This is a genomic window from Marichromatium bheemlicum (assembly GCF_012276755.1).
GTDB lineage: Bacteria > Pseudomonadota > Gammaproteobacteria > Chromatiales > Chromatiaceae > Marichromatium > Marichromatium bheemlicum.
The window spans coordinates 114870-141595 of the sequence record NZ_JAAXKX010000004.1 but is presented as its reverse complement, the minus strand read 5'-3'; the positions used below and the strand labels follow the sequence as shown (position 1 = coordinate 141595).

Sequence of the window (26726 nt, the reverse complement as noted above, 5' to 3'; positions counted from 1 at the left end):
AGGCGCCTTCCAGGATGCCGTATAGTCGGCCGGATGGCGCCTCGTCGCGGCAGGGCTCGGGCGCGTTCACGCGGGATGCGCACCTTGCTTAACTCAATAAGTTACTATAGACTTTCAGCGCTTAAGGAAGTGGCGGATCTGGTAACCATTGCACTGGCCACCCATCGAACCCCGTCTCGGGGTTTTTTTATCGCTCGCGAATTGGTGACAAGCCCGTGCGAGGGGTGCTTGGGTCACCGCAAGAGGTTGGGCCGCTGGCCCAATTTTTGTTTCTGAAGGGCGGATTATGCAGCCGGCAGACAGCACATTGACGCGTTTGGCGCGTCGCGTCGTCGAACCCATGGGCTACGAGCTCGTCGGGGTCGAGTTCTTCCAGCACGGAACGAACGCGACCCTGCGGGTCTATATCGATCATCCCGATGGGATCACCCTCGATGACTGCACCAGCGTGAGCCATCAGCTCAGCGGTGTGCTGGATGTCGAGGATCCCTTGCCCGGTCAGTACGACCTCGAGATCTCCTCACCCGGCGTCGAACGGCCGTTGGTGTTCCCCGAACATTACGCGCGTTTCGTCGGTGAGCGGGTGAAGATACGCCTGGCTGAGAAGCTCCGGGGACGGCGCCGGCTTCAGGGTCTGCTCGTCGGTTGTGACGACGAACAGGTCTCGATCGAGGTCGAGGGCGAGGTCTGGCAGGTCCCCTTTGGTGTGATCGAATCATCGCGCCTGGTGGTCGATTGGTGAGCATGGCGCCGTCGTGGCCGCCGAGCGTACTCTCAACGCGCCGCGGCCCGACGGGTATGGGGTGCAAGTTCTGAGTTCGGATAGGTTGAATGAGCAAAGAGATCCTACTGGTCGTTGAGGCCGTTTCCAACGAAAAGGACGTCCCCGCAGGTGTCATCTTCGAGGCCATCGAGGCTGCGTTGGCGTCTGCGACGCGCAAGAAGCACGGCGGCGAGATCGATGTGCGTGTCACCATCGATCGCAAGACCGGCGACTATCGCACCTTCCGCCGCTGGGAGATCGTCCCCGATCCGGAAGAAGGCGTGCTGGAGGCCCCGGCACGCCAGATCACCGCGTCTGCCGCGGCCGTGCTCGAGCCCGAACTCGAGATCGGTGATTTCATCGAGGAGGAGATCGAGTCCGAGCTGTTCGGGCGGATCGCCGCTCAGACCGCCAAGCAGGTCATCGTGCAGAAGGTGCGCGAGGCCGAGCGGGCCAAGGTCGTCGACGCCTTCATCGATCGCAAGGGCCAGTTGGTCACCGGTATCGTCAAGAAGGCCGACCGTGGCACCATCCTGCTCGATCTCGGCAACAACGCCGAGGCGCTGGTGCCGCGCGACCAGGTCATCCCGCGTGAGTCGGTGCGCCCTGGCGACCGGCTGCGCGGCTATCTCTACGACGTACGCTCCGAGCCCAAGGGCCCGCAGCTGTTCGTCAGTCGTACCGCGCCCGAGCTACTGATCGAGCTGTTCAAGCTCGAGGTCCCCGAGGTCGGCGAGGGCCTGATCCAGATCATGGGGGCGGCGCGTGATCCCGGCTCGCGCGCCAAGATCGCCGTGCGCACCGCCGATCCACGGATCGATCCGGTGGGTGCCTGCGTCGGGATGCGTGGTTCACGTGTCCAGGCGGTTTCCGATGAACTCAACGGGGAGCGCGTCGATATCATCCTCTGGGACGAGAACCCCGCGCAGTTCGTCATCAATGCCATGTCTCCGGCCGATGTCGTCTCGATCGTCATCGACGAGGACGCACGCAGCATGGATGTCGCGGTCAAGGAAGAGAACCTGGCCCAGGCGATCGGTCGGTTCGGACAGAACGTCCGACTGGCCACGCAGCTCAGTGGTTGGGAACTCAACGTCATGAACGAAGCGGATGCCGCAGCCAAGAGCGAGCAGGAAGCCAACCGCTCGGTGCAGTCCTTCATGGACCAGCTGCGCATCGACGAGCAGTTGGCCGCGGTGCTGGTGGAGGAAGGTTTCTCCAGCGTCGAAGAGGTCGCTTATGTGCCGCTTGCCGAGATGCAGGCCATCGAGGATTTCGACGAGGCAACGATCGAATTGCTGCGCGAGCGCGCCAACGACCTGTTGCTGACACGCGCCATCGCCTCCGAAGAAGAAGGGGCCCCGGCGGACGATCTGCTCGAGATGGAGGGTGTGGACGAGGCGCTTGCCGACGCACTCGCCGAGCGTGGGGTGACCTCACGCGAGGATCTCGCCGAGCAGTCGATCGACGAACTCATGGAAATCGAGGGCATGGACGAAGAGCGGGCTGCGCGCTTGATCATGAAGGCACGCGAACCCTGGTTTGTGCAAGCCGCAGAGGAATAGAGGTTTATAGGTCAGTCCATGAGTGAAGTTACCGTCAAACAACTCGCCTCCACGGTCGGAATCCCGGTCGAGCGTCTTCTCACCCAGCTGAACGAGGCGGGGATCAGTGCCAATGGTGCCGATTCCACCCTGACCGAGCAGGAAAAGAAGCAGCTGCTCGGCTATCTGCGGCGCAGCCACGGCAAGGAGGAGGGCGACGAGGCCGCCGACTCCAGCAGCGCGGTCTCGGTCAAGCGCAAGTCGGTCAGCGAGCTGCGTCAGCCCGCCGCCGCAGGCGCCCGTGCCGGTGCCGGTGCCCGTCCGGCACCGACGGTGCGCGGCAAGACCGTCAATGTCGAGGTGCGACGCAAGCGCACCTACAAGCGCACCGAGCCCGGTGCCGCCGGTGCCGGTCGACGCTCCGGTCCGGACCGTCGTGGCCGTGGTCCGGAGCGCAAGTCGACGACCGCGCTCCTCGACGAGAACCGGCGTCGCGCTGAGCTCGAGGCGATGCGCGCCGAGCAGGAGGCGCGTCGCCTCGCCGAGCAGGAAGAGCGTGAGCGCCGTCAGCGCGAGGAAGATGCCAAGCGTCGCGAGGAAGAGGCCAAGCGTCGAGCCGAGGCCGAGGCCGAGGAAGCGCGGCGCCAGGCCGAGGAGGCCAAGCGCGCCGCCGAGGCGCCGCCCGCACCTGTGGTCGAGAAGCCTGTCGAGGCCGCGCCTGTCGCCGAGAAGAAGGCGGCCCCTGCTGGTCGTCGCGCCGAACCCGTCAAGGGCAAGAAGATCGTGAAGAAGGGCGCCGACAGTCGTGACGATCGCGACGATCGGCCCGCTAAGAAGGGCGTGCGTAAGGAGGCCACTCGGGGGCGTCGCGGGGTCGATGACGACCGTAGCGGTCGGTTGCGTCGCGGCGGTAAACGTCGTGGCAAGATCCAGTCGTCCGACACCCATGCCTTCCAGAAGCCGACCGCGCCGGTGGTGCGTGAGGTCGAGATCCCCGAGAGCATCCCTGTCGGTGAGCTGGCCAACCGCATGTCGGTGAAGTCCTCGCAGGTGATCAAGGAACTGTTCAAGCAGGGCATGATGGTCACCATCAACCAGAGCCTCGATCGCGATACCGCCGCGATCCTGGTCGAGGAGATGGGCCATAAACCGGTCTTCGCCGATGATCGCGATGCCGAGGACGTGCTGCTCGAGGAGTTCGAGGAGCAGGCCGAGCAGGCCGAGCAGGTCACCCGTCCGCCGGTGGTGACCATCATGGGCCATGTCGACCACGGTAAGACCTCGTTGCTCGACTACATCCGTCGTACCCGGGTCGCCTCCGGTGAGGCCGGTGGCATCACCCAGCACATCGGTGCCTATCACGTCGACACCCCGAAGGGCACGATCTCCTTCCTCGACACCCCCGGGCACGCCGCCTTCTCGGCGATGCGTGCCCGTGGCGCCCAGGTCACCGACATCGTCATCCTGGTGGTCGCGGCCGATGACGGGGTGATGCCGCAGACGATCGAGGCGATCCAGCACGCCCGTGCCGCCGAGGTCCCGGTGATCGTCGCCGTCAACAAGATCGACAAGCCCGAGGCCAATCCCGATCGGGTGATGCAGGAACTCACCCAGCACGAGGTGGTGCCCGAGGAGTGGGGCGGCGACACCATGGTGGTGCGCGTCTCGGCCAAGGCCGGTGACGGCATCGACGAGTTGCTCGACGCCATCTTGCTGCAGTCCGAGGTCCTCGAGCTCAAGGCCCCGGTCGAGGGCCCGGCGCGCGGCGCCATCGTCGAGTCGAGCCTCGACAAGGGGCGCGGTCCGGTGGCCACGGTGCTGGTCCAGGCCGGTACCCTGCATCGCGGCGACATCATCGTCAGTGGTGGTGAGCACGGTCGAGTGCGAGCGATGTTCGACGAGACCGGCAAGGCGGTCGAGTCCGCGGGGCCGTCGATCCCGGTGCAGGTGCTCGGTCTCTCCGGCACCCCCAACGCCGGTGACGACGTGATCACCGTCAGCGACGAGCGGCGTGCCCGCGAGGTCGCCGAGTTCCGTGCCGAGCGGCAGCGTCAGCACCGCTTCGAGGAGCAGCGCGGCGCGAGCCTCGATCAGCTGTTCAGCCAGCTCAAGGACGGCGAGCAGAAGAGTGTCAACCTCATCGTCAAGGCCGACGTGCAGGGCAGCCTCGAGGCGCTCAAGGAGAGCCTGGTCAAGCTCACCAACGATGAGGTCAAGGTGGCGGTGGTCGCCTCCGGTGTCGGTGGTATCACCGAGTCCGATGCCAACCTCGCCTTCACCTCCAACGCCATTCTGCTCGGTTTCAACGTTCGTGCCGATGCCGCAGCGCGGCGCGTGGTAGAGGACAAGGGTCTCGACCTGCGCTACTACAGCATCATCTACGAGCTGATCGACGACGTGAAACAGGCCATCTCCGGTCTGCTCAGCCCGATCGTCACCGAGGAGATCATCGGTCTGGCCGAGGTTCGCGACGTCTTCCGCTCCTCCAAGTTCGGTGCGGTCGCCGGCTGCATGGTCACCGAGGGGACGATCAAGCGCAACAACCCGATCCGTGTGCTGCGCGACAACGTCGTGGTCTACGAGGGTGCGCTCGAATCGCTGCGTCGCTTCAAGGACGACGTTCCCGAGGTCAAGGCCGGCACCGAGTGTGGTATCGGCGTGAAGAACTACAACGACGTCCAGGAAGGTGACCAGATCGAGGTGTTCGAGCGCACCGAGCGGGCGCGTCAACTTTGATCAGTCACGGTTATAGACCAGCATGAAGGAATTCGACCGCACCGAGCGGGTCGGTGCCGAGCTGCAGCGTATGCTCTCGGTCCTGCTCCGCGACGAGGTGAAGGATCCGCGGCTGACCAGCATCACCATCCAGGAGGTGCGGGTCACCCGTGACCTGGCGCATGCCAAGGTCTACTTCACCTGTTTCCCGGACGACGCCGATCACGCCGTCCAGGAGCGGCTGCTCAACGGTCGGCTTGCCGGATACCTGCGCCATGCCTTGGCGCAGCGTGTCCGTCTGCGGACCATCCCTCAACTGCATTTTGTGTTCGATGCATCGATCGAGCGCGGGGCCCGACTCTCCGCGTTGATCGATCAGGCCGTCGCTGAGACGGACCGGGACGATTCACAAGGCGCCGACGTGGAGTGTGATTAACGATGGCCGCGCGCCGTAGACGACCGGGACGTAACATCACCGGCATCCTGCTGCTCGACAAGCCCTGCGGGCTGAGCTCGAACGACGCGCTGCAGCGCGTCAAGCGTTTCTACCAGGCCAAGAAGGCCGGCCACACCGGCAGCCTGGATCCGCTGGCCACCGGCCTGCTGCCATGCTGTCTGGGGGACTCGACCAAGTTCTCCACCTATCTGCTCGATGCCGATAAGCGCTATCGGGTGCGGGTGCGCTTGGGGGTGACCACCACCACGGCGGATGCCGAGGGCGAGGTGCTCGAGACCCGTGCGGTCGAGGGTATCGACGAGGCTCGGGTGCGCGAGGTCATCGCCGGTTTCATCGGCACCATCTCGCAGCTGCCGCCGATGTACTCGGCGGTCAAGCATCAGGGGCAGCGTCTCTACAAGCTCGCCCGTCAGGGGGTCGAGGTCGAGCGCACCCCGCGCGAGATCGAGATCTTCGCGCTCGACCTGATCAATTGCGAGCTGCCCGAGATCGAACTCGACGTGCACTGCTCGAAGGGGACCTATGTCCGCACCCTGGCCGAGGACATCGGTCATGAACTCGGCTGTGGTGCCCACGTCAGCGCGCTGCGTCGTACCGGTGTCGGCCCCTATCGCGAGGGCGAGACCGCCTTCGTCACCCTCGATCAGGTCGAGGCGATGGCCGCGGCCGAGGAGGGCGCGTTGGCGCAGCTCGACGCACAACTACTGGCCCTCGACAGCGCTCTCGGGCACTGGCCGGCGGTGCGTCTGTCGGCCGATGCGGCCTTCTATCTGCGCCAGGGACAGGCGGTGTTGGTGCCGCAGGCGCCGACCGAGGGTCTGGTGCGTCTCTATGACCCGTCTGAGCAGTTCCTCGGTGTCGGCTGTATCCTCGACGATGGCAAGGTCCAGCCGAAGCGATTGATCTGAACGTTTTTCGCCCCCGCCCCGGTTGCTGCCGGGGTGGGGGCGTTGTCGCGGGGGAACCCCGCATATGCCACACAGGCCGGATTCCCTGAGGTCATTGTCGGAGGATCCATCCGCGTTGCCGGGTCTGCGCCTGTTTATCGTCACCCCTATCCAGGAGACACCCAATGACCATGACCGCAGAAGACAAGAAGAAGATCGTCGAAGAATACCGTCGTGGCGAGAGCGACACCGGTTCCCCCGAGGTGCAGGTCGCGCTGCTCACCGCGCGCATCCAGCAGCTCACCGATCACTTCAAGGAGCACAAACACGACCATCACTCGCGCCGGGGCCTGGTGCGCATGGTCAACTCCCGGCGTAAACTGCTTGACTATCTCAAGCGCAAGGATCTCGATCGCTATCGCGAGCTGATCGCGCGCCTGGGGCTGCGTCGCTGACGCGTACTCGAAGGCTCGAGGACCGGACCGCGAGCGCGGTCCTGGTCTGGCCGTCGCCGGTGCGCCTGGTGTCCCGGGCGCAACCGCCGACACACCACCCTGTCAGCCCGGCGAGCATCGGCGCCACGCGGTTGCAGGGGTCCACGGCCCGAAGCTTCGACGGACCATATACCCCGAGGATTTACTTGTGATTCCCACCCCTATCGTTAAACAGTTCCAATTCGGAAATCAGACCGTCAGGCTCGAGACCGGCGAGATCGCGCGTCAGGCCGATGGCGCCGTCCTGGTGAACATGGAAGACACCGTGGTCCTGGTGACCGTGGTCGTGGACAAGCGCCCCGGTGTCGAGCGTGATTTCTTCCCGCTCACCGTCGACTACCAGGAGAAGAGCTACGCCGCCGGCCGTATCCCCGGCGGTTTCTTCCGTCGCGAGGGGCGTCCGAGCGAGGCCGAGATCCTCACCGCCCGTCTGATCGACCGCCCGCTGCGGCCGCTGTTTGCCGATGGCTTCAAGCGCGAGGTGCAGATCATCGCGACGGTCAAGTCGCTCAACCCCGCGGTCAACCCTGAGGTGCCGGCGCTGATCGGTGCCTCTGCGGCGGTGGCCCTGGCCGGTCTGCCCTTCAACGGCCCGATCGGTGCCGCCCGGGTCGGCTATAAGGACGGTGAGTACATCCTCAACCCGCCGGTGGTCGGTCTGGGACCGGACTCCGATCTCGACCTGGTCGTCGCCGGTACCGAGCAGGCGGTGCTGATGGTCGAGTCCGAGGCCCGTGGGCTCTCCGAGGAGACCATGCTCGGCGCCGTGCTGTTCGGCCACGAACAGATGCAGGTGGTCATCCAAGCCATCCGTGAGCTGGCCGCCGAGGCCGGTAAGCCGCCCTTCGACTGGAGCGCCCCGGAGCGCGACACCGCGCTCGCCGAGGCCGTCGCCGAGGCCTGTGGCGCACGCGTCGCCGAGGCCTATCGCATCCACGACAAGAAGGCGCGCTATGCCGCGCTCGACACCATCCGCGCCGAGACCCTGGCCGCGCTGTGCGAGGGCGAGGAGGCGGCCTGGACCGAGGCGCAGGTGATGGCCGAGATCGAGGGGCTGGAGAAGCGCACCGTACGCTCGGCTGTGCTCGCCGGCGAGCCGCGCATCGACGGTCGCGACAGCGCCACCGTGCGTCCGATCACCATCCGCACCGGTGTGCTGCCGCGCACCCACGGCTCGGCGCTGTTCACCCGTGGCGAGACCCAGGCGATGGTGGTCACCACCCTGGGCACCGAGCGTGACTCGCAGATCATCGATGCACTCGATGGCGAGCGCCGTGAGCACTTCATGCTCCACTACAACTTCCCGCCCTTCTGCGTCGGTGAGTCCGGTCGTGTCGGCAGCCCCAAGCGCCGCGAGATCGGTCACGGCCGCCTGGCCAAGCGTGGCGTGCTGGCGGTGATGCCGAACCTTGAGGAGTTCCCCTATTCGGTGCGTGTGGTCTCCGAGATCACCGAGTCGAACGGTTCGAGCTCGATGGCCAGCGTCTGCGGTACCAGCCTCGCGCTGATGGATGCCGGCGTGCCGATCAAGTCCCCGGTGGCCGGGGTCGCCATGGGGCTGATCAAGGAAGGCGATCGGTTCGCCGTGCTCACCGACATCATGGGCGACGAGGACCACCTCGGCGACATGGACTTCAAGGTGGCCGGTACTGCCGAGGGCGTCAACGCCTTGCAGATGGACATCAAGATCGAGGGCATCACCAAGGAGATCATGGAGATCGCCCTGGAGCAGGCCAAGGCCGGGCGTCTGCACATCCTCGAGGAGATGAACAAGGTGTTGTCGTCGCCGCGCGAGGAGATGTCCGAGCACGCGCCGCGCATCATCGAGTTCAAGATCCACCCCGAGAAGATCCGCGACGTCATCGGCAAGGGCGGTTCGGTGATCCGTGCGATCACCGAGGAGACCGGCGCCACCATCGACATCAACGACGACGGTGTGGTCAAGATCTTCTCGGTGGCCAAGTCCGCCGGTGAGGAGGCGAAGAAGCGCATTCGCCTGATCACCGCCGATGTCGAGGTCGGCAAGGTCTACGAGGGCAAGGTCGCGCGGCTGATGGACTTCGGTGCCTTCGTCACCATCCTCCCCGGTCGCGACGGCCTGGTGCACATCTCGCAGATCTGCGAGGAGCGGGTGCAGAGCGTCAGCGACAAGCTCTCCGAGGGAGACGTGGTGCGCGTCAAGGTCCTCGAGGTCGACAAGCAGGGCCGTATCCGTCTGAGCATGAAGGCGGTCGAGCCCGGCGAGTGATCCGTGGCCGTAAGGCCCTGATCGACTGACCGCGAAAGGGGGCCGCAAGGCCCCCTTTTTCGTTGTAATCCCGTGTTTCTGGAGCGATTGAAAAGATGGCAACCGAGACCCCGCAACGCTTCGGGTTGATCGTGATCGGCGACGAGGTGCTCAACGGCACGCGACGCGACCAGCACCTGGAACGGTTCAAGGAGATGATCGGCAGCCGAGGCCACGAGTTGGCCTGGCAGTGGATGCTACCCGATGATCCCGAGGTGATCACCGCACACCTGCGTTTCTCGATGGCGCGCGCCGAGCCGGTTTTCGTCTGTGGCGGCATCGGTGCCACCCCGGACGACCATACCCGCGGTTGTGCCGCCGCCGCCGCCGGAGTGGCATTGACCCGCCACCCCGAGGCGGTAGCGCTGCTCGAGGAGAAGTTCGGCGAGACGGCCTATCCACACCGCATCCTCATGGCCGAGCTGCCCGAAGGCAGTGCCTTGATCGCCAACCCGGTCAACCGCATCCCTGGTTTCAGGGTGGCTGATCACTGGTTCCTGCCGGGGTTTCCGAAGATGGCCTGGCCGATGGCCGCACAGGTGCTCGAGACCCACTATGGCACGGGCTCGCCTCAGCGCGAGGTCGCGCTCAAGGTGTGTGGTATCCCCGAGAGCCAATTGATCCCGGTGATGGAGTCCTTCGGCGCGCGCTTCCCGGCGCTGAAGATGTTCAGCCTGCCGCACATGGGCGAGGACCCGCACATCCTGCTCGGTTTTCGCGGGCGAGCGGGGCTCGACGAGGCGCTTGCGGCGCTGCGTGAGGCGTTGGGGGAGGCCGCCGTCGAAGAGGTTGCGCCCCGCTGAGTGGCGATCGCCTTTGCCAAGTGCTCGGCATTGCACTAAGATCCGCGCGGTCTTTTCGTGTGCGAGCGGTTGCGCGGGGACGGACGATCGGGCCGGTTCGGTACCGGTTGTCGCGTTGCCCGCGACACTATGGAGCGAGGTGTGTGCATGGGCGTGCGAGCATGGAGGGCGGCGACCGTCGTTCTGGGGTTGATCGGTGGGCCGTCGGCGTTCGCCTATGACCTGCCGGCGGTCAATCTCGGTTTCACCAGCTTTCTCGATGGCGGTCCGCCCTCAGGGCCGGGTTGGTATGCCAGTCAATACCTGCAGCTCTATCGCAACGGTGCGCTCAAGGATGCCGCGGGTGATGACCTGCGGGTTCCGACCCCGCGCGGGCCGGAACGCGCCGAACTCGATCTCAACCTCAGCCTCACCCAGCTCGTCTATCAGTCGGATCAGGCGCTGCTGTTCGGTGGCAAGTGGGGGCTGGACCTGATCCTGCCCGTCGTCGGATTCGATCTCGATCCCGGCGACAATCTCGCGCTCTCGACCAACGGGGGGAATCTCGGTGACGTGCTGGTCGGTCCCTTCCTGCAGTGGGACCCGATCATGGGACCGAACGGGCCGCGTTTCATGCACCGTATCGAACTGCAGATGCTGCTCCCCACCGGTAGCTACGACGCCGACGCCCCGATCAACGCCGGCAGCAACGTCTTCTCCTTCAACCCCTATTGGGCTGCGACCCTGTTCGTCCGTCCGCGCTGGACGGTCTCCTGGCGTCTGCACTATCTGTGGAACGCCGAGAACAACGACCCCTTCAAGGGGCTCGGTGCCGAGGACGCCCAGGCCGGGCAGGCGATCCACCTTAATTTCTCCACCGCCTACGAGGTGCTGCCCAACCGGCTGCGTCTGGGCATCAACGGTTACTATCTCGAGCAGATCACCCGCTCTAAGATCGACGGCGAGTCGGTCGCCGACAGCGAGGAGCGGGTGTTCGCCATCGGCCCCGGGGCGCTCTATCACCTCAGCCCCCACGATCATCTGTTCTTCAACGCCTTCTGGGAGACCGGCGCCGAGAACCGCCCCGAGGGCGCGCGCATGAACCTGCGCTACGTCCACCATTTCCACTGACCCCCCGAGGCCCGCGCTCCTGGCGGGGTGTGCTGCTCAGCCTGGGAAGTCGGCCGCATAGCGCTGGATCCACTCCGACGCGGCCTGTTCGCTGCTGAGTGCTCGTCCCTGGGTGGCGAGTACCCGCCGGCGGTAGTGCTCGATCCGGCAGACCTGTTCGACCATCCTGATCTGGTAATCGGCCTCGCCGTTGGCGAAGTGGACGCCGACCTCGAACAAGCCTCGACGGGGGCGGCACCAGGCCACGAACCCCTCGGCCCGGTAGGCCGGTTCGGCGACCGGGATCTCGATCTCGATGGTCGCGCCCACCGCTACCGGCGTGCAGGAGAGAAAGCAGAGCCCACCCTTGCCGATATTGCGCAGGCGGTTGCGTCGCCGGTGGGGGCGGTTGGCAAGTCGGTAGTGGATCGGGATGTCCGAGGGGTGGCGCAGAAAGCGACGCATCTTGATGACGGTGCGGGTGCGAGGCTGATGTCTTCCGGCAAGGATTGGGGCGGGGGGCGGTCCGACTCAAGGGCGCGCTAGCGCGGCTCAGAGTGCGCGATGGCGTGTGCGCTGTTGCAGCCGGGTGGCGAGGATGTCGATGAGCAGAGGGTGGGTGCCGACCAGGTCGGTGGTGTGGATCCGTAGACCGGGGTGGGCCTGTTCGGCGCGTGCGCAGATGGTGGCGATATCGCCCCCGGGGCCGGCGTGACGACCCGGTGCGAGGAACAGCATCACCAGGAAGATCGGGGTATCGCGTCCGGTGGCGGCGAGCTGCTCGAGCTGTGTCTCCAGCAGCGCTCCATTGAAATCGTAGCTGGCCTCCGGGCGGCGCTCCATCACTGCCTGTTCGAGCTGCACCGTGGCGCCGAGGCGTTCGTTCAGGCGCGTGGCCAGCCAGGCCCGTACCGCGCTGACTTGAGGGCGCGGCGAGCCGTGATCGACGAGGATGACGCGTCGTGGTGTGCGACCGGCCGTCGTGGCGCAGTGCTCGAGCTGCTCGGCGAGGAGTTCGACCAGCCGTGGTTCGCCCTCGGGAAGGGGGCAGAGTTCAGGGGCGAGTCGCAGCGTGAAGGGGCCGTGGCGCACCCGCAGTCGCGCAGTGAGTGCGGGCAGGGTGTTGGTGAGCGCGGCGTTGCGACCGAACAACAACGGTAGGATCAGGAACTCGCGCAGACCGGCGGCGAGCCGGGCCTCGAGCAGCGGTTCGAGCAACACCGCTGCCTGTCCGTCGAGCTCGGCGGCGGGGATGTGGTCGACATGGCCGAGCGAGACCGGCGTCACCGTTTGGTGGCAGCGCGCCCCGAGGGTGGCGGCCAGACCTCTCAAGGCGTGAACTGCCGCGGCCCGGCGTGAACCATTGTCGAGCAGTAGGATCGACCCCATGGCAGTCAATGGCCGCCGGCGGGATCAGCGCGAGAGGCCGCGTGTCTCGGTGGCCGGTTCGGCGGCGACGAGCCCTTCGAGATCGAGTTCCACCCGGACCTCGCCCTGTGCCTGACGGCGACGATGGCGGTTGTCGGGGCGGGTGGCGATCCAGGTGGAGACCAGGGCGAGGATCGCGGCCACGGTCAGTGCCGGCCACAACCCCGGCCCGATCAGCGAGAACCAGATCAGGTAGCTGCCGGCCATACTGAGGATGGCCGCCTTCTTGCCCGTGGGGCAGACCTCGCCGTGTTCGAGGAAGTCGCGGATCGAGGCACCGAAGCGCGGGTGCTCGACCAGGAAGCGGACTCGCTCCGGGCGGCTGCGCAGCCACAGCCAGGCGGCGCAGATCCAGAACACGGTGGTCGGCATCAGCGGCACCAGCATGCCGACGAAACCGAGGCCGAAACAGCACCAGGCGAGGAGGTTGAAGAGCTGACGGCGATGGGCGCCGAGAAACCGCTTCAGCTTGTCGGGGACGCGAGCACTGACCTGCATGGAGGAACCCTTCTACGAACGAGCGATGGCTGGGGGTCGCGCGGGGTGGTGGATCCGGCGCGACTCGAGAGGAGTAACTATAGCCGTTCACCACGCCCCTGTCCCGGGGCTGGGTGGTTGCCGTCAGCGGTGTGTGGCGGGCGTGGGGCGGTGTCGCCGGGTCGGCGTCGGTCTCAGTGGGAGGCCGGGCCGACCCGGTGCACGGTCGATCAGCGGCCGCCGATCTGGACCCCATGATCGGCGAGCCACTGGGTGTCGAGCTGCCAGTCGACGCGCTCGACCTGAGGCTGGGCCAGGATCAGGCCCTGGGCGCGCTTCTGATGGTTGATCAATTCCTGCTGGGCGGCAATCATCTTGGGATCATCCTGCGCCCTGTTGGCGAGGTTGGGGTGGATGATCTCCAGGAAGCGGATCGCCGGGATGTCGAACGAGCGCGGGGTGGAGATGGTCGCGACACCGTCTTCGAAGGCCCGAACCCTGAACTGGTAGGGGTAGGATGAGAGCATCGAATCCTCGACCAGGATCTCGTCGAGTTGCCACACCTCGGGCTGCCAGGCCGACTTGAGCCACAGCCCCATCAAGCCGATGGCGATGAGGCCGAGCACGATGCTGTAGATCCGTGTAAAACGATCCATGAATGCTTGTCTCCGGTTCGGAAGGGGGAGGCGATGCCGCGATTGTCTCGTTGAGGACAAGGATCAGCTTCGCCGATCGAGGGATCAAACCCCATGAAGATTGTCAATTTATGACGCGCTGGAGTTCGTCCGGTTCCATGCAACACCAAGATAAACAACTCTTGTTCGCGCGGATCCTCGCCGCGATCGAAGGGGGCGAAGAGGCCGCTTCGGCACCCATCGACGGCGAGATGCTACGCGAGCGCTTGAGCGCCCAGCTCGACGATTTCCTGCTCGAGTCGCAGCCGATCATCGCCACCGAGGCGACCGTGGTGATCGCCGATATCCGCGGCTTCACCGCCCTGGTCGAGTCGCAGCCGGTCGAGGTGATGGTGCGCCTGCTCAACCGCTTCTTCACCCGGATGGTCGAGCTGGTCACCCGCTACGGCGGGGTGGTGGACAAGTTCATGGGAGATTCGGTGATGGCCGTCTTCGGTGTGCCCGAGCGCCGTGACGACGATCTGCTGCGCGCGCTCGCCTGTGCCGTCGAGATCCAGCGCGCGATGGTCGTGCTCAACCGCGATCAGCGCGCCTGGAACGAGCCGAGCCTCTATGCCGGGGTCGCCGTGAGCAGTGGTCGGCTGATGGCCGGGAGCTTCGGCTCGCCACTCTACAACGAATACACCGTCATCGGTGATCCGGTGAACCTGGCCGCGCGCATCGAGAACTACAGCCTGCGTGGCCAGGTGTTGCTCAGCGAATCGGCCCAGGCCGGTGCCCGCGAGCACATCGAGATCGGCGCGATCAACCAGGTCACCGTCAAGGGCAAGGCCGAGCCGGTCACCCTCTACGAACTCAAGGCGGTCGACTGGCCGCAGCGTCTTGAGGTGCCCGAGGTCGAGCCGCGCAAGGCGCCGCGGATCGCCGTCGATTTCGCCGTCGAGTTCCGTCAGGTGGTCTCCAAGCGCATCCTCTCCGAGTCCTTCGTCGGCAAGGTGCACGATCTCAGCTACTACGGGATGAGTGCCGATCTGCCGGTGGTGTTACCGCCCTACACCGAGATCCTGCTCTCGCTCGCCCCCGAGATCGGCTCCGGCAAGGCGATGGAGGTCTATGCGCGGGTGTTGCGCTCACAACGCGACAAGGGCAGTTATCGCACCAGTCTCGAGTTCACCACCATCGACACCCCCAGCCACCGTCGGGTCAAGCGCTACGTCGACCACATGCTCTGGGGGCATTGAGTGCGCTGTCGCGCCAAGGCGTTGACTACTACTACAGCCGCATATTTTTACGGCGGCCCAGCCCCACGCGCTCGATAATGACAGACCCTGGCCCGCGCTTGGTGCCGTCGTCGCCAATCCGACCAGGCGATGGCGGCATCCGGCGGGGCGCGTTCGCGCCACAACAGCGCCTCGAGCAGGCGCCGGATCTCAGGGGCGGTCAGTGCGATCCGCCCGGCGACAGCGCCCCCTTTTTCGCCCGCCGTTGCAGCACGACGAGGCAGGCATGGGCCAGCAGCGCAAGGGTGATATGGCGATGCCAGGCCGGCCAGCGGCGCACCTCATACTCATCGAGCCCGCACTGCTGCTTGGCCAGCTCGAAGCCGACCTCGATCGCCCAGCGCTGCCCGGCGACCTTGGCCAGGCGCTCGAGCGTGGCCTCGGCGCGGGGCGCGAAGGCGATGTAGTAGGCCCGCTCCTCGGGGCGGTTGCAGTTGCGCCGCACCACCAGCCAATGCCCCCAGGCGCGCTCCGCGGCGCTGAGCTGCAGGCGCCACAGCGGCACCCAGGCCCACTCGAAGGTGCGCGCGCCCTTGCTGCCGGCGCCGACGGCGTGGCGTTGCCAGGCCGTCTCTGGCAGCGTCTTGGCCAGTGCCGCGACGCGATGGGTCTGCGGGCCATCGAACCACACCGGTTCATTGCCCGCCACGGCGAGCACGAAGGGCTGTTGGCGCGCCTCGAGCCACAGGCGCAGCTTGCGATCCTTGCCGTAGACGGCATCGCCCGTCACCCACCCACAAGGCACCCCCGCATCGAGCGCGCGCTCGAGCATCGTACGCGCCAGGGCTGGTTTGGTCTGGAACCGGCGTGCCTGCTCCGGGACACCGGCCTCGGCGCAGCGTGCGGGGTCATTCGCCCAACATTTAGGCAGGTACAGCGCCCGATCGATGAAGGCCGCACCGTGCCGGCTGGCGTAACACAGAAACACCCCGATCTGACTGTTCTCGACCCGGCCCGCCGTGCCACTGTACTGGCGCTGCACCCCCACCGAGTGCGTGCCCTTCTTCAAGAAACCGGTCTCGTCGACGATCAGCACCGCCTCGGCGTCGCCCAGCGCCTCGACGACGTAGGCGCGCAGCACTTCGCGCGCCGCCTCGGCGTCCCAGCGCGCCGTGTTGAGCAACCGCTGCACCCCGTCCGGGCGCCGTTCGCCCAAGGTTTCGGCCAGCTGCCAACCGTTCTTGCGTGGCACTGTCGTCAGCAGCCCTTGCAGATAACCCCGCGCTCGGGCGCGCGGCTCAGGGCGACGAAAACACGCCGCTAGGCGCTGATGGATCCTGTCCAGTTCCGTCTCCCAGCCAGAGACCTCGCTGTACTTCATGTTGTTTGAAAACCAAACCGTTGAGTCCACATATCACAACACAAAAAAATATGCGGCTGTAGTAGTAGGGCGTTGATTTTCACGATGGATCGTCAATAATGCACCACAGTGCCCGCTCGCGGCGGGCGCGGGATGCGGCATCGGGATGCGCCTGCTCCCTGACCCCCTCAGCGCGGATGCCGGACCCATGCAAATCTCCAACGCCACGCTGCATCCACTCTATCCGCTGCCTCTCGAGCAACCGCAGCGTGAGCGCGACCCCCAAGCCACGCCCGAACAGCTACAACCGCGCGCCGATCAGGCCGAGCGGATCCCACGTCCAGTGGCCGAGGTCGAGCGTGCCGAGCGCCTCCAGGCGCGCAAGGAGTCCCGCGAACTACTTGCGGCCAACGCCAATATCGACCCGCGTGCCCGCCGGGCCCTTGATGAGTACCAGGCCGTCCAGCAGCACCAGGAGCGCGTCTACGTCCAGCAGGTATTGGGGGTGGACGTCTACGCCTGAACCACCCTGGCGGTTTTACCGTCCGACCGGCGTTGGTGCACACTGTCCTGACCACGATCGCCAATACCGGGGAAGGAGATGGCAGGGGGAGAGACGAAGACGGGCACCGCGTCCGAGTGCTCGAGCGCCGACCGCGAGTCGTGTCGTGATCGGCTCTGGCCCGGGAGTGTCTATCACCAGCAGCTCGAACGGTTGCGCGCGGCCGTCGGGGAGCGCGTCTATCTCGTCGAGCTGGTCGAGAGTCGTACCCAGCTTGGTGTACACCTGAGCGACACCCCGCACGAATTGCTCGCGGTGCTCGATTTCCCGCGCCCGGACCCGGCGCGTGGGCTGGCGCCGCACCTGATCCTGCTCGATGACGGTCGTGGACTCAACCTGGGACGGGTGGCGCGGATCAGTCGCCGCCCCTTCGCCCCCGCGCCGACCGATCTGCTCTACCTCGACCGGAGCGCCGCGCAGCGGCTGTTGTTCGCCGAGCGGCGGCTCTCACCGGCGTTCCTCGCCGCGCGGACCCGACAGGTGCTCGGCCAGACCCTGGGGGGAGCGGGGGCGGCATCATGGCCGCCCGGGGGCGAGGTCGACGACGACGGCGAGCCCTCCTCCTCGGGCTGAGACCTCATCGGCCGACGAGCCGGGGTTTAAAGACCGCGAGGCGCGCAGACTATCCGGGGCATCGACACGGCCCCATGGAGGCTCCGGAGGATGAGCGGCAAGGGACTTCGGGTCTCGCAACTGACCGGGTTGGTGGCCGCGGGCCTGGCCGCGCTGATCGGTGTCGGCTTTGCCGCCTGGGCGACCGGTCAACAGGTCTTGGGGCGGTATCTGGTCGAGAGTCGTCAGGCGACCGCGCTCAGCAGTGCGCTGTTGAGCCGGATGCTCGACGAGGTCGATCGCGATCTCCATTATCTGGCCCGGGGGCACGGCTTGTCCGGCTGCGCTACGGACCCGGAGACCACCGCGACTGCGCTGTTGCGCGACTGGCCGGCCTTCATGGCGGCCAAACCCCAGTACGACCAGCTGCGTTGGATCGATGTCCGTGGTCGCGAACGGGTGCGCCTCGAGCAGTCCACACCGGGTCCCTCGATGACGCCGCCGGCGGCGCTCCAGGACAAGTCCGGGCGCCCTTACTTCACCGAGACCATGGCGCTGGCGCCGGGCGAGACCTATGTCTCGGCGCTCGATCTCAATGTCGAACATGGCGGGGTCGAACACCCCTACAAACCGGTGCTGCGGCTGGCCACCCCGGTCGTCGATGATGCGGGTCGTGGCTGCGGGATCCTCATCGTCAACTATCTGGCGACGAACCTGGTCGACTCGCTCGCCGGGTTGCGCGAGTCGAAGACCTGGCTGCTCAATCGCGATGGTTACTGGCTGGTCGGGGCGCGCGCCGAGGATGCCTGGGGGTTCATGCGGGGGCGCCCCGACCTCACCCTGGCGCGGCGCCACCCCGCGGCCTGGGCGCGCATCGCCAGTGCCCCACGTGGTCAGTTCGAGGACGAGGCCGGACTGTGGAGCTTCGAGACCCTGGAGCCGATGCGGGTCCTGGCGGCGCCGAACCAGGTCGACGGTGTCTCGCCCGGGCTGTGGAAGCTGGTCGATCATGTGCCGCGCGCGCGCTATCGCGCCGAACTCGTCGAGGTGGGCGCGCGTTATCTGGTGATCCTCGCCGGGCTGGGCGGCGTCATCCTCGTCGCCGGTTGGGCGTTACGGCGCAGCCAGCGCCGTGCCGACGCGCTGCGCGAGGCGGCGCTGCGCTTCGAGGCGCAGCGCACCCTGCTCAGCTTCATCGATCAGGGGCTGGCGGGGATGATGGTGATGGATCCCGGGGGACGGCTGGTGCAGGTCAACACCCGGCTCTGCGAGATCCTCGGGCGCGATGCCGAGGACCTGACCGGTCGGCACTGGTCGACGCTCGCCGCCTCCGAGGACCCGGTGGCCGATGGTCGGATGTTCGAGGCGATCTTCCAGCAGGGGCGCCCCTGCATGATGGAGAAACGCTGTCGGCGTCGAGACGGCGGCATCCTGTGGGTGAACGTGGCCGCTGCGCCGGTGCGCGATGTCGCCGGAGCGGTGACCAATGTCGTCGCCCTGGTGCTCGATATCAGCGAGCAGAAGGAGGTCAAGGAGCGCTTGCGCCTGGCCGTCGATGCCGCCGAGGCCGGGGTCTGGACCTGGGACGTGACCAGTGGCGCGTTGTTCTTCAGTGATCGCTGCAAGGCGCAATTCGGTCTGTCGGCCGATGTCGAGATGCGTTACCAGCACTTCCTCGATGCCGTCCATCCTGCCGATCGGGAGCGGGTCGATGCCCTGGTGCAGCGCGCGGTGCGCACCGGTGAGGACTATGTCACCGAGTATCGCGTGCTGTGGCCGGATGGCTCCGAGCACTGGATCAATGCCCGTGGACGGCTCGATGCCGCAGGCCAAGGCCAACTCAGTGGCATCACCCTGGATGTCACCCGGCGCAAGCGTATCGAGGCGCGGTTACGGGCCCTGACGACCCGGCTCGAGGGCCTGCTCGAGGCGCTACCCGTCGGGGTTGGTTTCACCCATCGCCGTGATTGCCAGCACATCAGTAGCAATGCCGCACTGCGGCGCCTGTTCGGGCTCGGTGCCGATGACAACCTCTCGGCCTCAGCCGAGGCCCCCGATACCTTCGGGGCCCGCATCGAGTATCGCCGCGCGGGCCAACTGCTGGCGCCCGAGGCGTTACCCCTGCAGCGCGCGTTGCGTGAGGAGCGGGCGATCCCTGCCGAGGAGCTGGAGATCACGCTCCCGGATGCTCGGCAGTGGGTCGCCGAGGTCACCGCGGTACCGCTGTTCGACGAGGCGCAGCAGCTGATCGGCGGCCTGGTCGTGGTCAGTGACATCAGTGCGCGCAAGCAAGCCGAGGTGGCCCTGCAGGCGCTCAACCTCGATCTGGAGCAGCGGGTGGAGGCGCGGACCGCCGAGGCGCGCGCGGCCAGCGCGGCCAAGAGCGCCTTCGTGGCCAACATGAGCCATGAGGTGCGTACCCCGATGAACGCCGTGCTCGGCTTTCTCGAGATCCTGCTCGACACCGAGCTGGCGCCGGACCAGCGCGATCTGGTGACCAAGATCCAGCGCTCGGCCCAGTCGCTGCTGGGGCTGCTCAACGACATCCTCGACTTCTCCAAGCTCGATGCCGACAAGATCGAGCTGGAGTCGTCTCCCTTCGTCCTCGATCAGCTGTTGCGCGAGCGCGCCGAGCTGTTCGCCATCGCCGCGGCCGAGAAGGGGGTGGAACTGCTCATCGATGCCCCCCGGGCATTGACTGGGGGCTATCGTGGTGATGCGTTGCGGCTGGGCCAGATCCTCAACAATCTGCTCGGCAACGCGATCAAGTTCACCGCCCAAGGTTGCGTCATCCTCGCCGTGCAGGGTGGGCCGGTGCATGCCGGGCGGCGGTCACTGCGCATCGAGGTGCGCGATACCGGGATCGGTATCAGCGCCGAGCAGGTCTCGCGCCTGTTCCAACCCTTCAGTCAGGCCGATGTCTCGACTACACGTCGTTTCGGTGGTACCGGGCTGGGGCTGACCATCAGTGAGCGCCTGGTGGCGCTGATGGGCGGGAAGCTCGGCGTCGAGAGCCGCGAGGGCGAGGGCAGCACCTTCTGGTTCACGCTCGCGTTGGAGGTCGATGCCGATGTCGCCGAGGCACCACCCGCACCGCCCAAACCCGAACGGGTGTTGGTGGTCGATGTGCACGACGAGGCACAGGCGATCCTCGGGCGTTATCTCGGTGACTGGGGGTTTGCCGTCGAGTGTGTCACCGATGCCGCCAGCGCCTTGCAGGCGATCCTCCAGGCCGAGCTGGGCCGTGAGTCGTTCTCGCTGTTGTTGGCCGACTGGCGCATGCTGCGCGATGACGGACTGCGGTTGCTCACCCACCTCGACGAGGTCGCCGGTCGTGAGACGCGCCCGGCGACCGTGGTGATGGTCTCGGCCTACGAGCACCAGGCGTTGCTGCGGGCGCTGGCAACCGCTGCGGTGCAGCCCGATCAGGTGTTGAAAAAGCCGCTGACCCAATCGTCATTGTTCGATGCGGTCGTCGATCTGCAGCAGCACGGTCGGGTGCACCTGCCCCAGGCCGAGGAGGCCAACGAGGCGGGGCCGTATGCCGGCGCCGAGGCGATTCGGGGGGCCGAGGTGCTGTTGGTGGAGGACAACCACACCAACCAAGAGGTCGCGCTGGCGATGCTCGGCAAGATGGGGCTGCGGGTGAGCGTGGCCGATAATGGCCACGAGGCGCTGGTGCGGTTTGCCGAGCACCCCTTCGAGCTGGTGCTGATGGACCTGCAGATGCCGGGGATGGACGGTTTCGAGGCCACCGCTGCGCTGCGCGAGACCGCGCGTGGGCGCGATGTGCCGATCATCGCGATGACGGCTGCGGCCTTTGCCAGCGATCGTGACCGGGTGAGGGAGGCGGGGATGAATGATCATATCGCCAAGCCGGTCGACCCGCGTGAACTCGTCTCGGTGTTGCGGCGCTGGCTGCCGGCGCGCAGCGTGTTGGGTGAGGAGGTCGTGGTGGCGTCTCGGCGTCGTCAAGCAGACCTCGCGGCCGAGGGGGACGAACTCGACCTGGCCGCGGCTCTCGAACGGCTCGACGGCGATGAAGCGTTGTTGCGGGGCGTCCTCGAGGGCTTCATGCGCGATATCGCCGACTGGCCGTCTGAGCTGGCCGCGGCCCGGGCTGCGGGTGATATGTCGAGCGCGCAGCGGCTGGCGCATACCCTCAAGGGTGCGGCCGGTAGTGTCGGCGCGGTGCGGGTGCAGCAGGCCGCCTTGGCGCTGGAGCAAGCCCTGGCCGAGGCGGCCGACAGCGCCACCCTCGACGCGTTACAGGGGCGCTGTCTGGCCGCGCTCGAATCGGGGGTGGATGCCTTGCGCACCTCCGTGCTGATGCAGACGGCGGCAACCGACCCGGATGCCCAGGCCGCTGCTGGTGCGTTCGATCTGGCGGGCGCGCAGGCGGCGCTGGCCGAACTGGAAGGAATGCTGCAGGGGCATCGGTTGGTCCCGGCCGAGCAGCTGCACCGTCTGCGTTCGTTGCTGGCCGGGCACCCTGCGGCCGCGGCCCTCGACCCCTTGGTGGCACAGCTCGACGATTTCGCCTTTGCCCAGGCGCTGGCAACGCTACAGAGGATACGAGAGGGACTGACCCGATGAATACTGACGGCCTATCGAATCATGGCCCCTATGCCTATCTCGAGGGGCCAGAGCGCCCGCACCTGCTGGTGGTCGAGGACGATCCCACCAGCCTGCGCCTGATCGCCAGGATCCTCGAGCACACCTATACCCTGACTATTGCCACCAATGGTGAGGATGCGCTGCGTCTTGCCGCTGAGCGCCCCGAGCTGATCCTGCTCGATTATCACCTGCCCGATCTCGATGGTCTGGAGGTGTGCAGACAATTGCAGGCCGAGCCGGACACCGCCGCCATCCCGGTGATCTATGTCACCGCCAATCAGGATACCCGGCTCGAGGCCGAGGCGCTCTCGGCCGGGGCAGTGGATTTTGTCGTCAAACCCTATTCGGCGGCGGTATTGCGGGCGCGGATCAACACCCATGTGCTGCTCAGGCGCAAGACTGCACTGTTGATGCAGTTTGCTGAGCGCGACGGGCTCACCGGCGTGGTCAATCGGCGGGTCTTCGACCGCCAGCTCGACCACGAGTGGCGGCGGGCACGGCGCCAACAGCTACCGCTGTCGGTGGTGATGATCGATGCCGATCACTTCAAGTCCGTCAATGATACCTGGGGGCATCTGGTCGGGGATGAGTGTCTGCGTGGTATCGCCCGTTGCGCCACCATGCACCTGCGCCGCCCAGCCGACCTGCTGGCGCGTTACGGTGGCGAGGAGTTCGCCTTGCTGCTGCCGGAGACCGATATCGCTGGCGCCTTACAGCTCGCCGAGGCGGTGCGCGACGCGATCCAGGATCACTTCGCCCGTCTCGTGGCCGAGCGGGGCGAGGGCCCGGGGTTGACCGTGAGCCTCGGCTGCGCTGCGCTCATCCCGCAGCGACAGGAGGAGGACGGTCCCGAGCGCTTGTTGCGCATCGCCGACCGCCAGCTCTATCTGGCCAAGGCCCGGGGGCGTAACCGTGTCGAACCCGTGTCCGGGGATTGAGCGCGATCGGCTGCAGGATGTTGCGGCGCGCGGCGCGCCCGTCCCTCTGGCGATCTTGGATGACGGGTAAGCAGTGACGGAGGTGGGAGTGTGGAAGACACAAAAAAAGCCGGCTGTTGCCGGCTTTTTTGTCTGCGGATATGGTGGGCGCAGGTGGGATCGAACCACCGACCCCTGCCGTGTGAAGGCAGTGCTCTCCCGCTGAGCTATGCGCCCCGAAGAGGCTGCAAATATTAATGTCCCCCTCGGCGCCCGTCAACCCCCGATGACGATTTTTTTCGCAATGGTCTGGCCCCCGTGCTCCGGCGTGCGCTTGGCCTCGGGCGCTACGAGGGACGAGGGGGCGGCTCAATCGTGCTCGGCCAGGGCCTGGAGGAGGGTCAGCGCGTGGCGGACCGGTAACGAGTAGTGGCCCTCGCCGCGGAGGATCCGGGCGCGACAGGCGGGCAGATGATGCGCATACCAATGGGCGTGGGCGAGTGGGACGGTGTTGTCGGTATCGCCGTGCCAGAGGGTGATGGTGCGGTCGATCCCGGTCGGGTCGAATCCCCAGGGCCGGGGGTAGAGATGCAGATCGCGGCGCGCCCCCGGGGCGCCGTTGCACATTGCATCGACGATCGTGCGATCGAGTGCGGCGGTAACCTCGGGGCGATCGAGCACCGCGCGATCGGGTGCGGCAGCGTTGCGATAGCGTAGCCGCGCGACCAGCTCGGGACGTGCGGCAAGCAGTGCCGGTACCGGGCCGGTGTAGATGCGTTCGGTGAGCCATGGGATGCGCCGTGCCAACGATAGGCTGAGACGCACCCCGGGGGCCATGGCACGGCGTACCGGATCGAGGTAGATGGGGCCGAGCGGACAGACCAGCAGACAGTGTCCGACCCGGGTCGGCAGGGCCTCGACACAGGCCAGGGCATAGGGACCGCCACCGGAGACCCCGATGAGGTCGAAGCGATCGAGTGCGAGCCGATCGGCGAGGGCGGCGAGGTCGGCCGGCCAGTCACGGATCTCGCGTCCTGGCTGGTCGCTGGAGAGGCCGTAACCGGGGCGGTCAGGGGCGATCAGACGAATGCCCTGGCGTCGCGCCGCCTGGTGCAGCAGCCCCGCCTCGCGGCGCGAACTGGGAAAGCCGTGACAGTAACAGACCGGGCGGCCGTGTGCGGTGCCGTACTCGGTATAGCCGAGCTGACGTCCGTCGCTCAGGGTGAGCTGCCGATCGCGTGGGGTGGGGGTGTTCATCGCATTCCGGGGTGTCTGCTGTGGGGTTGACGGGGCGTTGGGTGGCGATCGCAGCGTGATCGCTGGCGCCGTCGGCGACATGACCGCGCTCGACGAATGGTGTCTGGCCCGGGACGAAGGCGGTCAGTCGTGTGGCGCCGGGTCGATGTCCTGATAGGCCTCGGGGCGAAAGCGTGGGGTGCAGATGGCGAGGAACACCAGATCGGTCTCGCCGCTGTTGGTGATGCGCTGGGGGGCGGCGGCGGGGATGTGTACCAGATCGCCGGGGCCGACGTACCGATCGGTGCCGTCGTCGAGGGCGATATGGCCACTCCCTTGTAGGATCAAGTAGCGTTCGGTGGTTGCAACCAGGCGATGTAATCGGGTGGTGGTCCCTGGGGTGAGACGGGCGCGGGCGATCGAGACCTCAGGGTCGTCGTGCCGGTTCCAGGTCTCGAGGATGAAACAGCCCTCGGCGAAGAAATATTCCGCCCCGGGATCGGGGCGGTGGATCTCGATTGCTGCGCTCATCGCATCGATGCCGCTTGGGCGCGTCGACGATAGGCCGCCGAGCGGCGGTCACCGCCACGCGGTCGCGGTTGAGGGCGCCGGTTGAGGGCGCCGGCGATACGGGTACAGAAGGCGTCGTCACCGAGCACCCAGGCCTTGTTGGTGGCGTCCCGGATCTGTCCGAGCAGTGGCTCGGTGACCGGGGTCTCGGCGCATCGGGCATAGTGCTCGCGTCGGGCCTTCATGCTGCGTCCGAGCCGGTTGTACTCGGCATGCGGGCTAGTCAGCGGGTCGTCCTCGCCGAGCGCATTGGCCCCATAGCTCGACCAACCGTATGCGGCTGGATGCTCGACCAGGGCGGCGCGTACCGCGTTCGCCTCGATATAGTGGGAGACCGGCAACAGGTATTCCTTGGGGTCGAGCAGGGTGGCGCGGTAGCGTCCCTCCCAGAGGGTGCCGGTACGCTCGTAGCGGGCATTGAAGTACTGGACGTAGTAGCGCCCGACGTACTGCATGAGCTTGCCGATGCCATTGTCCTGATGCGGGGTCAGCAACAAATGAAAATGGTTTGGCATCAAGACATAGGCGTGGATCGAGCACTGGAACTTCTCGGTCGCAGCCTTGAGCTTCTCCCAGATGAACCAATAGTCATCCTCTTCGAAGAGGATGCGTTGACGGTTGTTCCCACGCTGGATGACATGCTGCGGGTAACCGGGCAGGACGAATCGAGGAAGACGTGCCATGGCTAGGGTCGGATCCGGTTGATTGCCTTACCTTGAAGTATAGTCAGCTGGCGCTGGATTGCAGGCCGACGACAGGACCCGATCTCGGGGTCTGAGTGGCGCGAAGTCTGCATGTTGCTGAATAGACTGAGTGACCCTTGAGGTCTGTGCGGCAGGGCCGGATCGATCGGGTCGGCCTGTTATGGTCTCGGCGCCTCGGTCGGTGCCCTGTGGTGTACTGCTGCACGAGCGCCGCGGTAGGCTGCAAGGCGTCCCCTAGGCTCTGCCGGGGTGGCGCCGCGCTGGCCTGACGAATTATCATGACGGGTTTTACCCGACGGAGCCTTGCATGCTCGATATCAATCCGATCGCCTCGCAGATCAATGACCTGAAGGGACGCCTGCAGTCCCTTAGGGGGTATCTTTGACTACGACAACCGTCAAGAACGCCTGACCGAGGTCCTACGCGAACTCGAGGACCCGGATGTCTGGAGCCAGCCCGAGCGCGCCCAAGCGCTCGGACGCGAGCGCGCCACCCTGGAGGCGGTGGTGATCACCATCGACGAGCTGACCTCGGGACTGGCTGATGCCGATGACCTGTTGGAGATGGCCGTCGAGGAAGAGGATGCCGATACCGTTGCCGCGCTCGAGTCCGATCTCGCCGGCTACGAGGCCCGCGTTGCCGACCTCGAATTCCGGCGCATGTTCTCCGGCGAGATGGATGCCAACAATGCCTTCGTCGATATCCAGGCCGGATCCGGCGGCACCGAGGCCCAGGACTGGGCCGAGATGCTGTTGCGGATGTATCTGCGCTGGGGCGAGCATCGCGGTTTCAAGACCGAGCTGATGGAGGCCTCGGCCGGTGAGGTGGCGGGTATCAAATCGGCCACCATCAAGTTCGAGGGCGAGTACGCCTTCGGCTGGTTGCGTACCGAGACCGGGGTCCACCGACTGGTGCGCAAGTCGCCGTTCGACTCGGGTAACCGCCGTCACACCTCGTTCGCCTCGGTGTTCGTCTCCCCCGAGATCGACGACACCGTCGATATCGAGATCAACCCCGCCGACCTGCGCATCGATGTCTATCGTGCCAGTGGTGCCGGCGGTCAGCACGTCAACCGGACCGAGTCGGCGGTGCGTATCACCCATAACCCGACCGGTCTCGTCACCCAGTGCCAGAACGATCGCTCGCAGCACAAGAACAAGGATCAGGCGATGAAGCAGCTGCGCGCCAAGCTCTATGAGCTGGAGATGCAGAAGCGCCAGGCCAGTCAGCAGGCGTTGGAGGAGACCAAGTCCGACATCGGCTGGGGCAGCCAGATCCGTTCCTATGTGCTCGATCAGTCGCGGATCAAGGATCTGCGCACCGGCGTCGAGATCGGCAACACCCAGTCGGTGCTCGACGGTAACCTCGACCCCTTCATCGAGGCCAGCCTCAAGAGCGGCCTGTGACGA

Annotated in this window: 23 protein-coding genes and 1 tRNA gene; 15 read left to right on the top strand and 9 right to left on the bottom strand. The window is 66.3% G+C overall.

Annotated features, from left to right (window positions below):
• Positions 1–286 precede the first annotated feature (286 nt).
• The 9 genes from rimP (at position 287) to HF203_RS04840 (ending at position 11060) form a co-directional block, all read left to right on the top strand.
• Positions 287–742, top strand: coding sequence for a ribosome maturation factor RimP (gene rimP / locus HF203_RS04880; RefSeq protein WP_168667155.1), 456 nt, complete (start codon positions 287–289; stop codon positions 740–742).
• 89 nt (positions 743–831) lie between these two features.
• Positions 832–2328 carry a transcription termination factor NusA gene (gene nusA / locus HF203_RS04875; RefSeq protein ID WP_168667153.1) on the top strand — a complete coding sequence of 499 codons (1497 nt, stop codon included), beginning with the start codon at positions 832–834 and terminating at the stop codon, positions 2326–2328.
• Between the two features lie 18 nt (positions 2329–2346).
• Positions 2347–5043: a translation initiation factor IF-2 gene (infB, locus tag HF203_RS04870; RefSeq protein WP_168667151.1), complete on the top strand. Its 2697-nt coding sequence runs from the start codon at positions 2347–2349 to the stop codon at positions 5041–5043.
• Between the two features lie 22 nt (positions 5044–5065).
• Entirely contained in the window at positions 5066–5458 is a 393-nt protein-coding gene (gene rbfA / locus HF203_RS04865; protein ID WP_168667149.1) for a 30S ribosome-binding factor RbfA, read from the top strand.
• Between the two features lie 2 nt (positions 5459–5460).
• Positions 5461–6387: a tRNA pseudouridine(55) synthase TruB gene (truB, locus tag HF203_RS04860; RefSeq protein WP_168667147.1), complete on the top strand. Its 927-nt coding sequence runs from the start codon at positions 5461–5463 to the stop codon at positions 6385–6387.
• 164 nt (positions 6388–6551) lie between these two features.
• On the top strand, positions 6552–6821 hold the full coding sequence (gene rpsO / locus HF203_RS04855; RefSeq protein ID WP_168667145.1) for a 30S ribosomal protein S15: 270 nt from the start codon (positions 6552–6554) through the stop codon (positions 6819–6821).
• Positions 6822–7008: 187 nt separating this feature from the next.
• A complete protein-coding gene (pnp, locus tag HF203_RS04850; protein ID WP_168667143.1) occupies positions 7009–9108 on the top strand; it encodes a polyribonucleotide nucleotidyltransferase in 2100 nt (699 codons plus the stop codon).
• 95 nt (positions 9109–9203) lie between these two features.
• Positions 9204–9950, top strand: a complete 747-nt coding sequence (locus HF203_RS04845; protein WP_168667141.1) for a competence/damage-inducible protein A — start codon at positions 9204–9206, stop codon at positions 9948–9950.
• Between the two features lie 147 nt (positions 9951–10097).
• Positions 10098–11060 carry a SphA family protein gene (locus HF203_RS04840; RefSeq protein ID WP_168667139.1) on the top strand — a complete coding sequence of 321 codons (963 nt, stop codon included), beginning with the start codon at positions 10098–10100 and terminating at the stop codon, positions 11058–11060.
• Between the two features lie 36 nt (positions 11061–11096).
• On the opposite strand, the gene HF203_RS04835 is transcribed toward HF203_RS04840, so the two are convergent.
• From HF203_RS04835 to HF203_RS04820, 4 genes are all read right to left on the bottom strand, one after another.
• Positions 11097–11504 (bottom strand): PilZ domain-containing protein, encoded by a 408-nt coding sequence (locus tag HF203_RS04835; RefSeq protein WP_168667137.1) that lies wholly within the window; start codon positions 11502–11504, stop codon positions 11097–11099.
• An 87-nt stretch (positions 11505–11591) separates the two neighbouring features.
• Entirely contained in the window at positions 11592–12371 is a 780-nt protein-coding gene (locus tag HF203_RS04830) for a sirohydrochlorin chelatase (protein WP_343043882.1), read from the bottom strand.
• Positions 12372–12452: 81 nt separating this feature from the next.
• Positions 12453–12965 (bottom strand): YbaN family protein, encoded by a 513-nt coding sequence (locus tag HF203_RS04825; protein ID WP_168667133.1) that lies wholly within the window; start codon positions 12963–12965, stop codon positions 12453–12455.
• Positions 12966–13174: 209 nt separating this feature from the next.
• Positions 13175–13600 (bottom strand): hypothetical protein, encoded by a 426-nt coding sequence (locus tag HF203_RS04820; RefSeq protein ID WP_168667132.1) that lies wholly within the window; start codon positions 13598–13600, stop codon positions 13175–13177.
• A 137-nt stretch (positions 13601–13737) separates the two neighbouring features.
• Between HF203_RS04820 and HF203_RS04815 the strand changes: the two genes are divergently transcribed.
• A complete protein-coding gene (locus tag HF203_RS04815; protein WP_168667130.1) occupies positions 13738–14820 on the top strand; it encodes an adenylate/guanylate cyclase domain-containing protein in 1083 nt (360 codons plus the stop codon).
• 199 nt (positions 14821–15019) lie between these two features.
• Here HF203_RS04815 and HF203_RS04810 read toward each other — a convergent pair whose 3' ends face one another.
• Positions 15020–16180, bottom strand: a complete 1161-nt coding sequence (locus tag HF203_RS04810) for an IS701 family transposase (RefSeq protein ID WP_168667128.1) — start codon at positions 16178–16180, stop codon at positions 15020–15022.
• A 187-nt stretch (positions 16181–16367) separates the two neighbouring features.
• On the opposite strand from HF203_RS04810, the gene HF203_RS04805 reads away from it, so the two are divergent.
• The 4 genes from HF203_RS04805 to HF203_RS04790 all read left to right on the top strand — a co-directional run bounded on the left by HF203_RS04805 (position 16368) and on the right by HF203_RS04790 (position 22828).
• Positions 16368–16682 (top strand): endoglucanase, encoded by a 315-nt coding sequence (locus tag HF203_RS04805; RefSeq protein ID WP_168667126.1) that lies wholly within the window; start codon positions 16368–16370, stop codon positions 16680–16682.
• Between the two features lie 78 nt (positions 16683–16760).
• Positions 16761–17294, top strand: a complete 534-nt coding sequence (locus tag HF203_RS04800; protein ID WP_246221653.1) for a hypothetical protein — start codon at positions 16761–16763, stop codon at positions 17292–17294.
• Between the two features lie 90 nt (positions 17295–17384).
• Complete coding sequence (locus tag HF203_RS04795) at positions 17385–21869, top strand: PAS domain S-box protein (protein WP_168667124.1); 4485 nt, start codon at positions 17385–17387, stop codon at positions 21867–21869.
• Positions 21866–22828, top strand: a complete 963-nt coding sequence (locus tag HF203_RS04790) for a diguanylate cyclase (protein WP_168667122.1) — start codon at positions 21866–21868, stop codon at positions 22826–22828. Before HF203_RS04795 ends, HF203_RS04790 begins: the two co-directional genes overlap by 4 nt.
• Positions 22829–22969: 141 nt before the next feature.
• On the opposite strand, the gene HF203_RS04785 is transcribed toward HF203_RS04790, so the two are convergent.
• The 4 genes from HF203_RS04785 to HF203_RS04770 all read right to left on the bottom strand — a co-directional run bounded on the left by HF203_RS04785 (position 22970) and on the right by HF203_RS04770 (position 25296).
• Positions 22970–23044: transfer RNA gene (locus HF203_RS04785), tRNA-Val, on the bottom strand.
• Positions 23045–23176: 132 nt separating this feature from the next.
• Positions 23177–24064 carry an alpha/beta fold hydrolase gene (locus HF203_RS04780; protein WP_168667120.1) on the bottom strand — a complete coding sequence of 296 codons (888 nt, stop codon included), beginning with the start codon at positions 24062–24064 and terminating at the stop codon, positions 23177–23179.
• 123 nt (positions 24065–24187) lie between these two features.
• Positions 24188–24574 (bottom strand): cupin domain-containing protein, encoded by a 387-nt coding sequence (locus HF203_RS04775; protein WP_168667118.1) that lies wholly within the window; start codon positions 24572–24574, stop codon positions 24188–24190.
• Positions 24571–25296 carry a transposase gene (locus HF203_RS04770; protein WP_168667116.1) on the bottom strand — a complete coding sequence of 242 codons (726 nt, stop codon included), beginning with the start codon at positions 25294–25296 and terminating at the stop codon, positions 24571–24573. Before HF203_RS04770 ends, HF203_RS04775 begins: the two co-directional genes overlap by 4 nt.
• Positions 25297–25624: 328 nt before the next feature.
• Between HF203_RS04770 and prfB the strand changes: the two genes are divergently transcribed.
• Positions 25625–26723 (top strand): peptide chain release factor 2 gene (prfB, locus tag HF203_RS04765; RefSeq protein WP_168667114.1). Its coding sequence is split into 2 segments (ribosomal slippage): positions 25625–25699 and positions 25701–26723, totalling 1098 coding nucleotides; the frame shifts between segments, so codons are not numbered across the junction.
• Positions 26724–26726: the final 3 nt, after the last annotated feature.

Coding starts and splice junctions, on each gene's coding strand:
- HF203_RS04845 (WP_168667141.1), top strand. CDS start 9,204: ATGGCAACCGAGACCCCGCAACGCTTCGGGTTGATCGTGATCGGCGAC.
- infB (WP_168667151.1), top strand. CDS start 2,347: ATGAGTGAAGTTACCGTCAAACAACTCGCCTCCACGGTCGGAATCCCG.
- truB (WP_168667147.1), top strand. CDS start 5,461: ATGGCCGCGCGCCGTAGACGACCGGGACGTAACATCACCGGCATCCTG.
- rimP (WP_168667155.1), top strand. CDS start 287: ATGCAGCCGGCAGACAGCACATTGACGCGTTTGGCGCGTCGCGTCGTC.
- nusA (WP_168667153.1), top strand. CDS start 832: ATGAGCAAAGAGATCCTACTGGTCGTTGAGGCCGTTTCCAACGAAAAG.
- HF203_RS04790 (WP_168667122.1), top strand. CDS start 21,866: ATGAATACTGACGGCCTATCGAATCATGGCCCCTATGCCTATCTCGAG.
- HF203_RS04795 (WP_168667124.1), top strand. CDS start 17,385: ATGAGCGGCAAGGGACTTCGGGTCTCGCAACTGACCGGGTTGGTGGCC.
- HF203_RS04775 (WP_168667118.1), bottom strand. CDS start 24,574: ATGAGCGCAGCAATCGAGATCCACCGCCCCGATCCCGGGGCGGAATAT.
- HF203_RS04835 (WP_168667137.1), bottom strand. CDS start 11,504: ATGCGTCGCTTTCTGCGCCACCCCTCGGACATCCCGATCCACTACCGA.
- HF203_RS04825 (WP_168667133.1), bottom strand. CDS start 12,965: ATGCAGGTCAGTGCTCGCGTCCCCGACAAGCTGAAGCGGTTTCTCGGC.
- HF203_RS04780 (WP_168667120.1), bottom strand. CDS start 24,064: ATGAACACCCCCACCCCACGCGATCGGCAGCTCACCCTGAGCGACGGA.
- HF203_RS04810 (WP_168667128.1), bottom strand. CDS start 16,180: ATGAAGTACAGCGAGGTCTCTGGCTGGGAGACGGAACTGGACAGGATC.
- HF203_RS04805 (WP_168667126.1), top strand. CDS start 16,368: ATGCAAATCTCCAACGCCACGCTGCATCCACTCTATCCGCTGCCTCTC.
- rbfA (WP_168667149.1), top strand. CDS start 5,066: ATGAAGGAATTCGACCGCACCGAGCGGGTCGGTGCCGAGCTGCAGCGT.
- HF203_RS04770 (WP_168667116.1), bottom strand. CDS start 25,296: ATGGCACGTCTTCCTCGATTCGTCCTGCCCGGTTACCCGCAGCATGTC.
- HF203_RS04800 (WP_246221653.1), top strand. CDS start 16,761: ATGGCAGGGGGAGAGACGAAGACGGGCACCGCGTCCGAGTGCTCGAGC.
- HF203_RS04820 (WP_168667132.1), bottom strand. CDS start 13,600: ATGGATCGTTTTACACGGATCTACAGCATCGTGCTCGGCCTCATCGCC.
- HF203_RS04840 (WP_168667139.1), top strand. CDS start 10,098: ATGGGCGTGCGAGCATGGAGGGCGGCGACCGTCGTTCTGGGGTTGATC.
- HF203_RS04815 (WP_168667130.1), top strand. CDS start 13,738: ATGCAACACCAAGATAAACAACTCTTGTTCGCGCGGATCCTCGCCGCG.
- rpsO (WP_168667145.1), top strand. CDS start 6,552: ATGACCATGACCGCAGAAGACAAGAAGAAGATCGTCGAAGAATACCGT.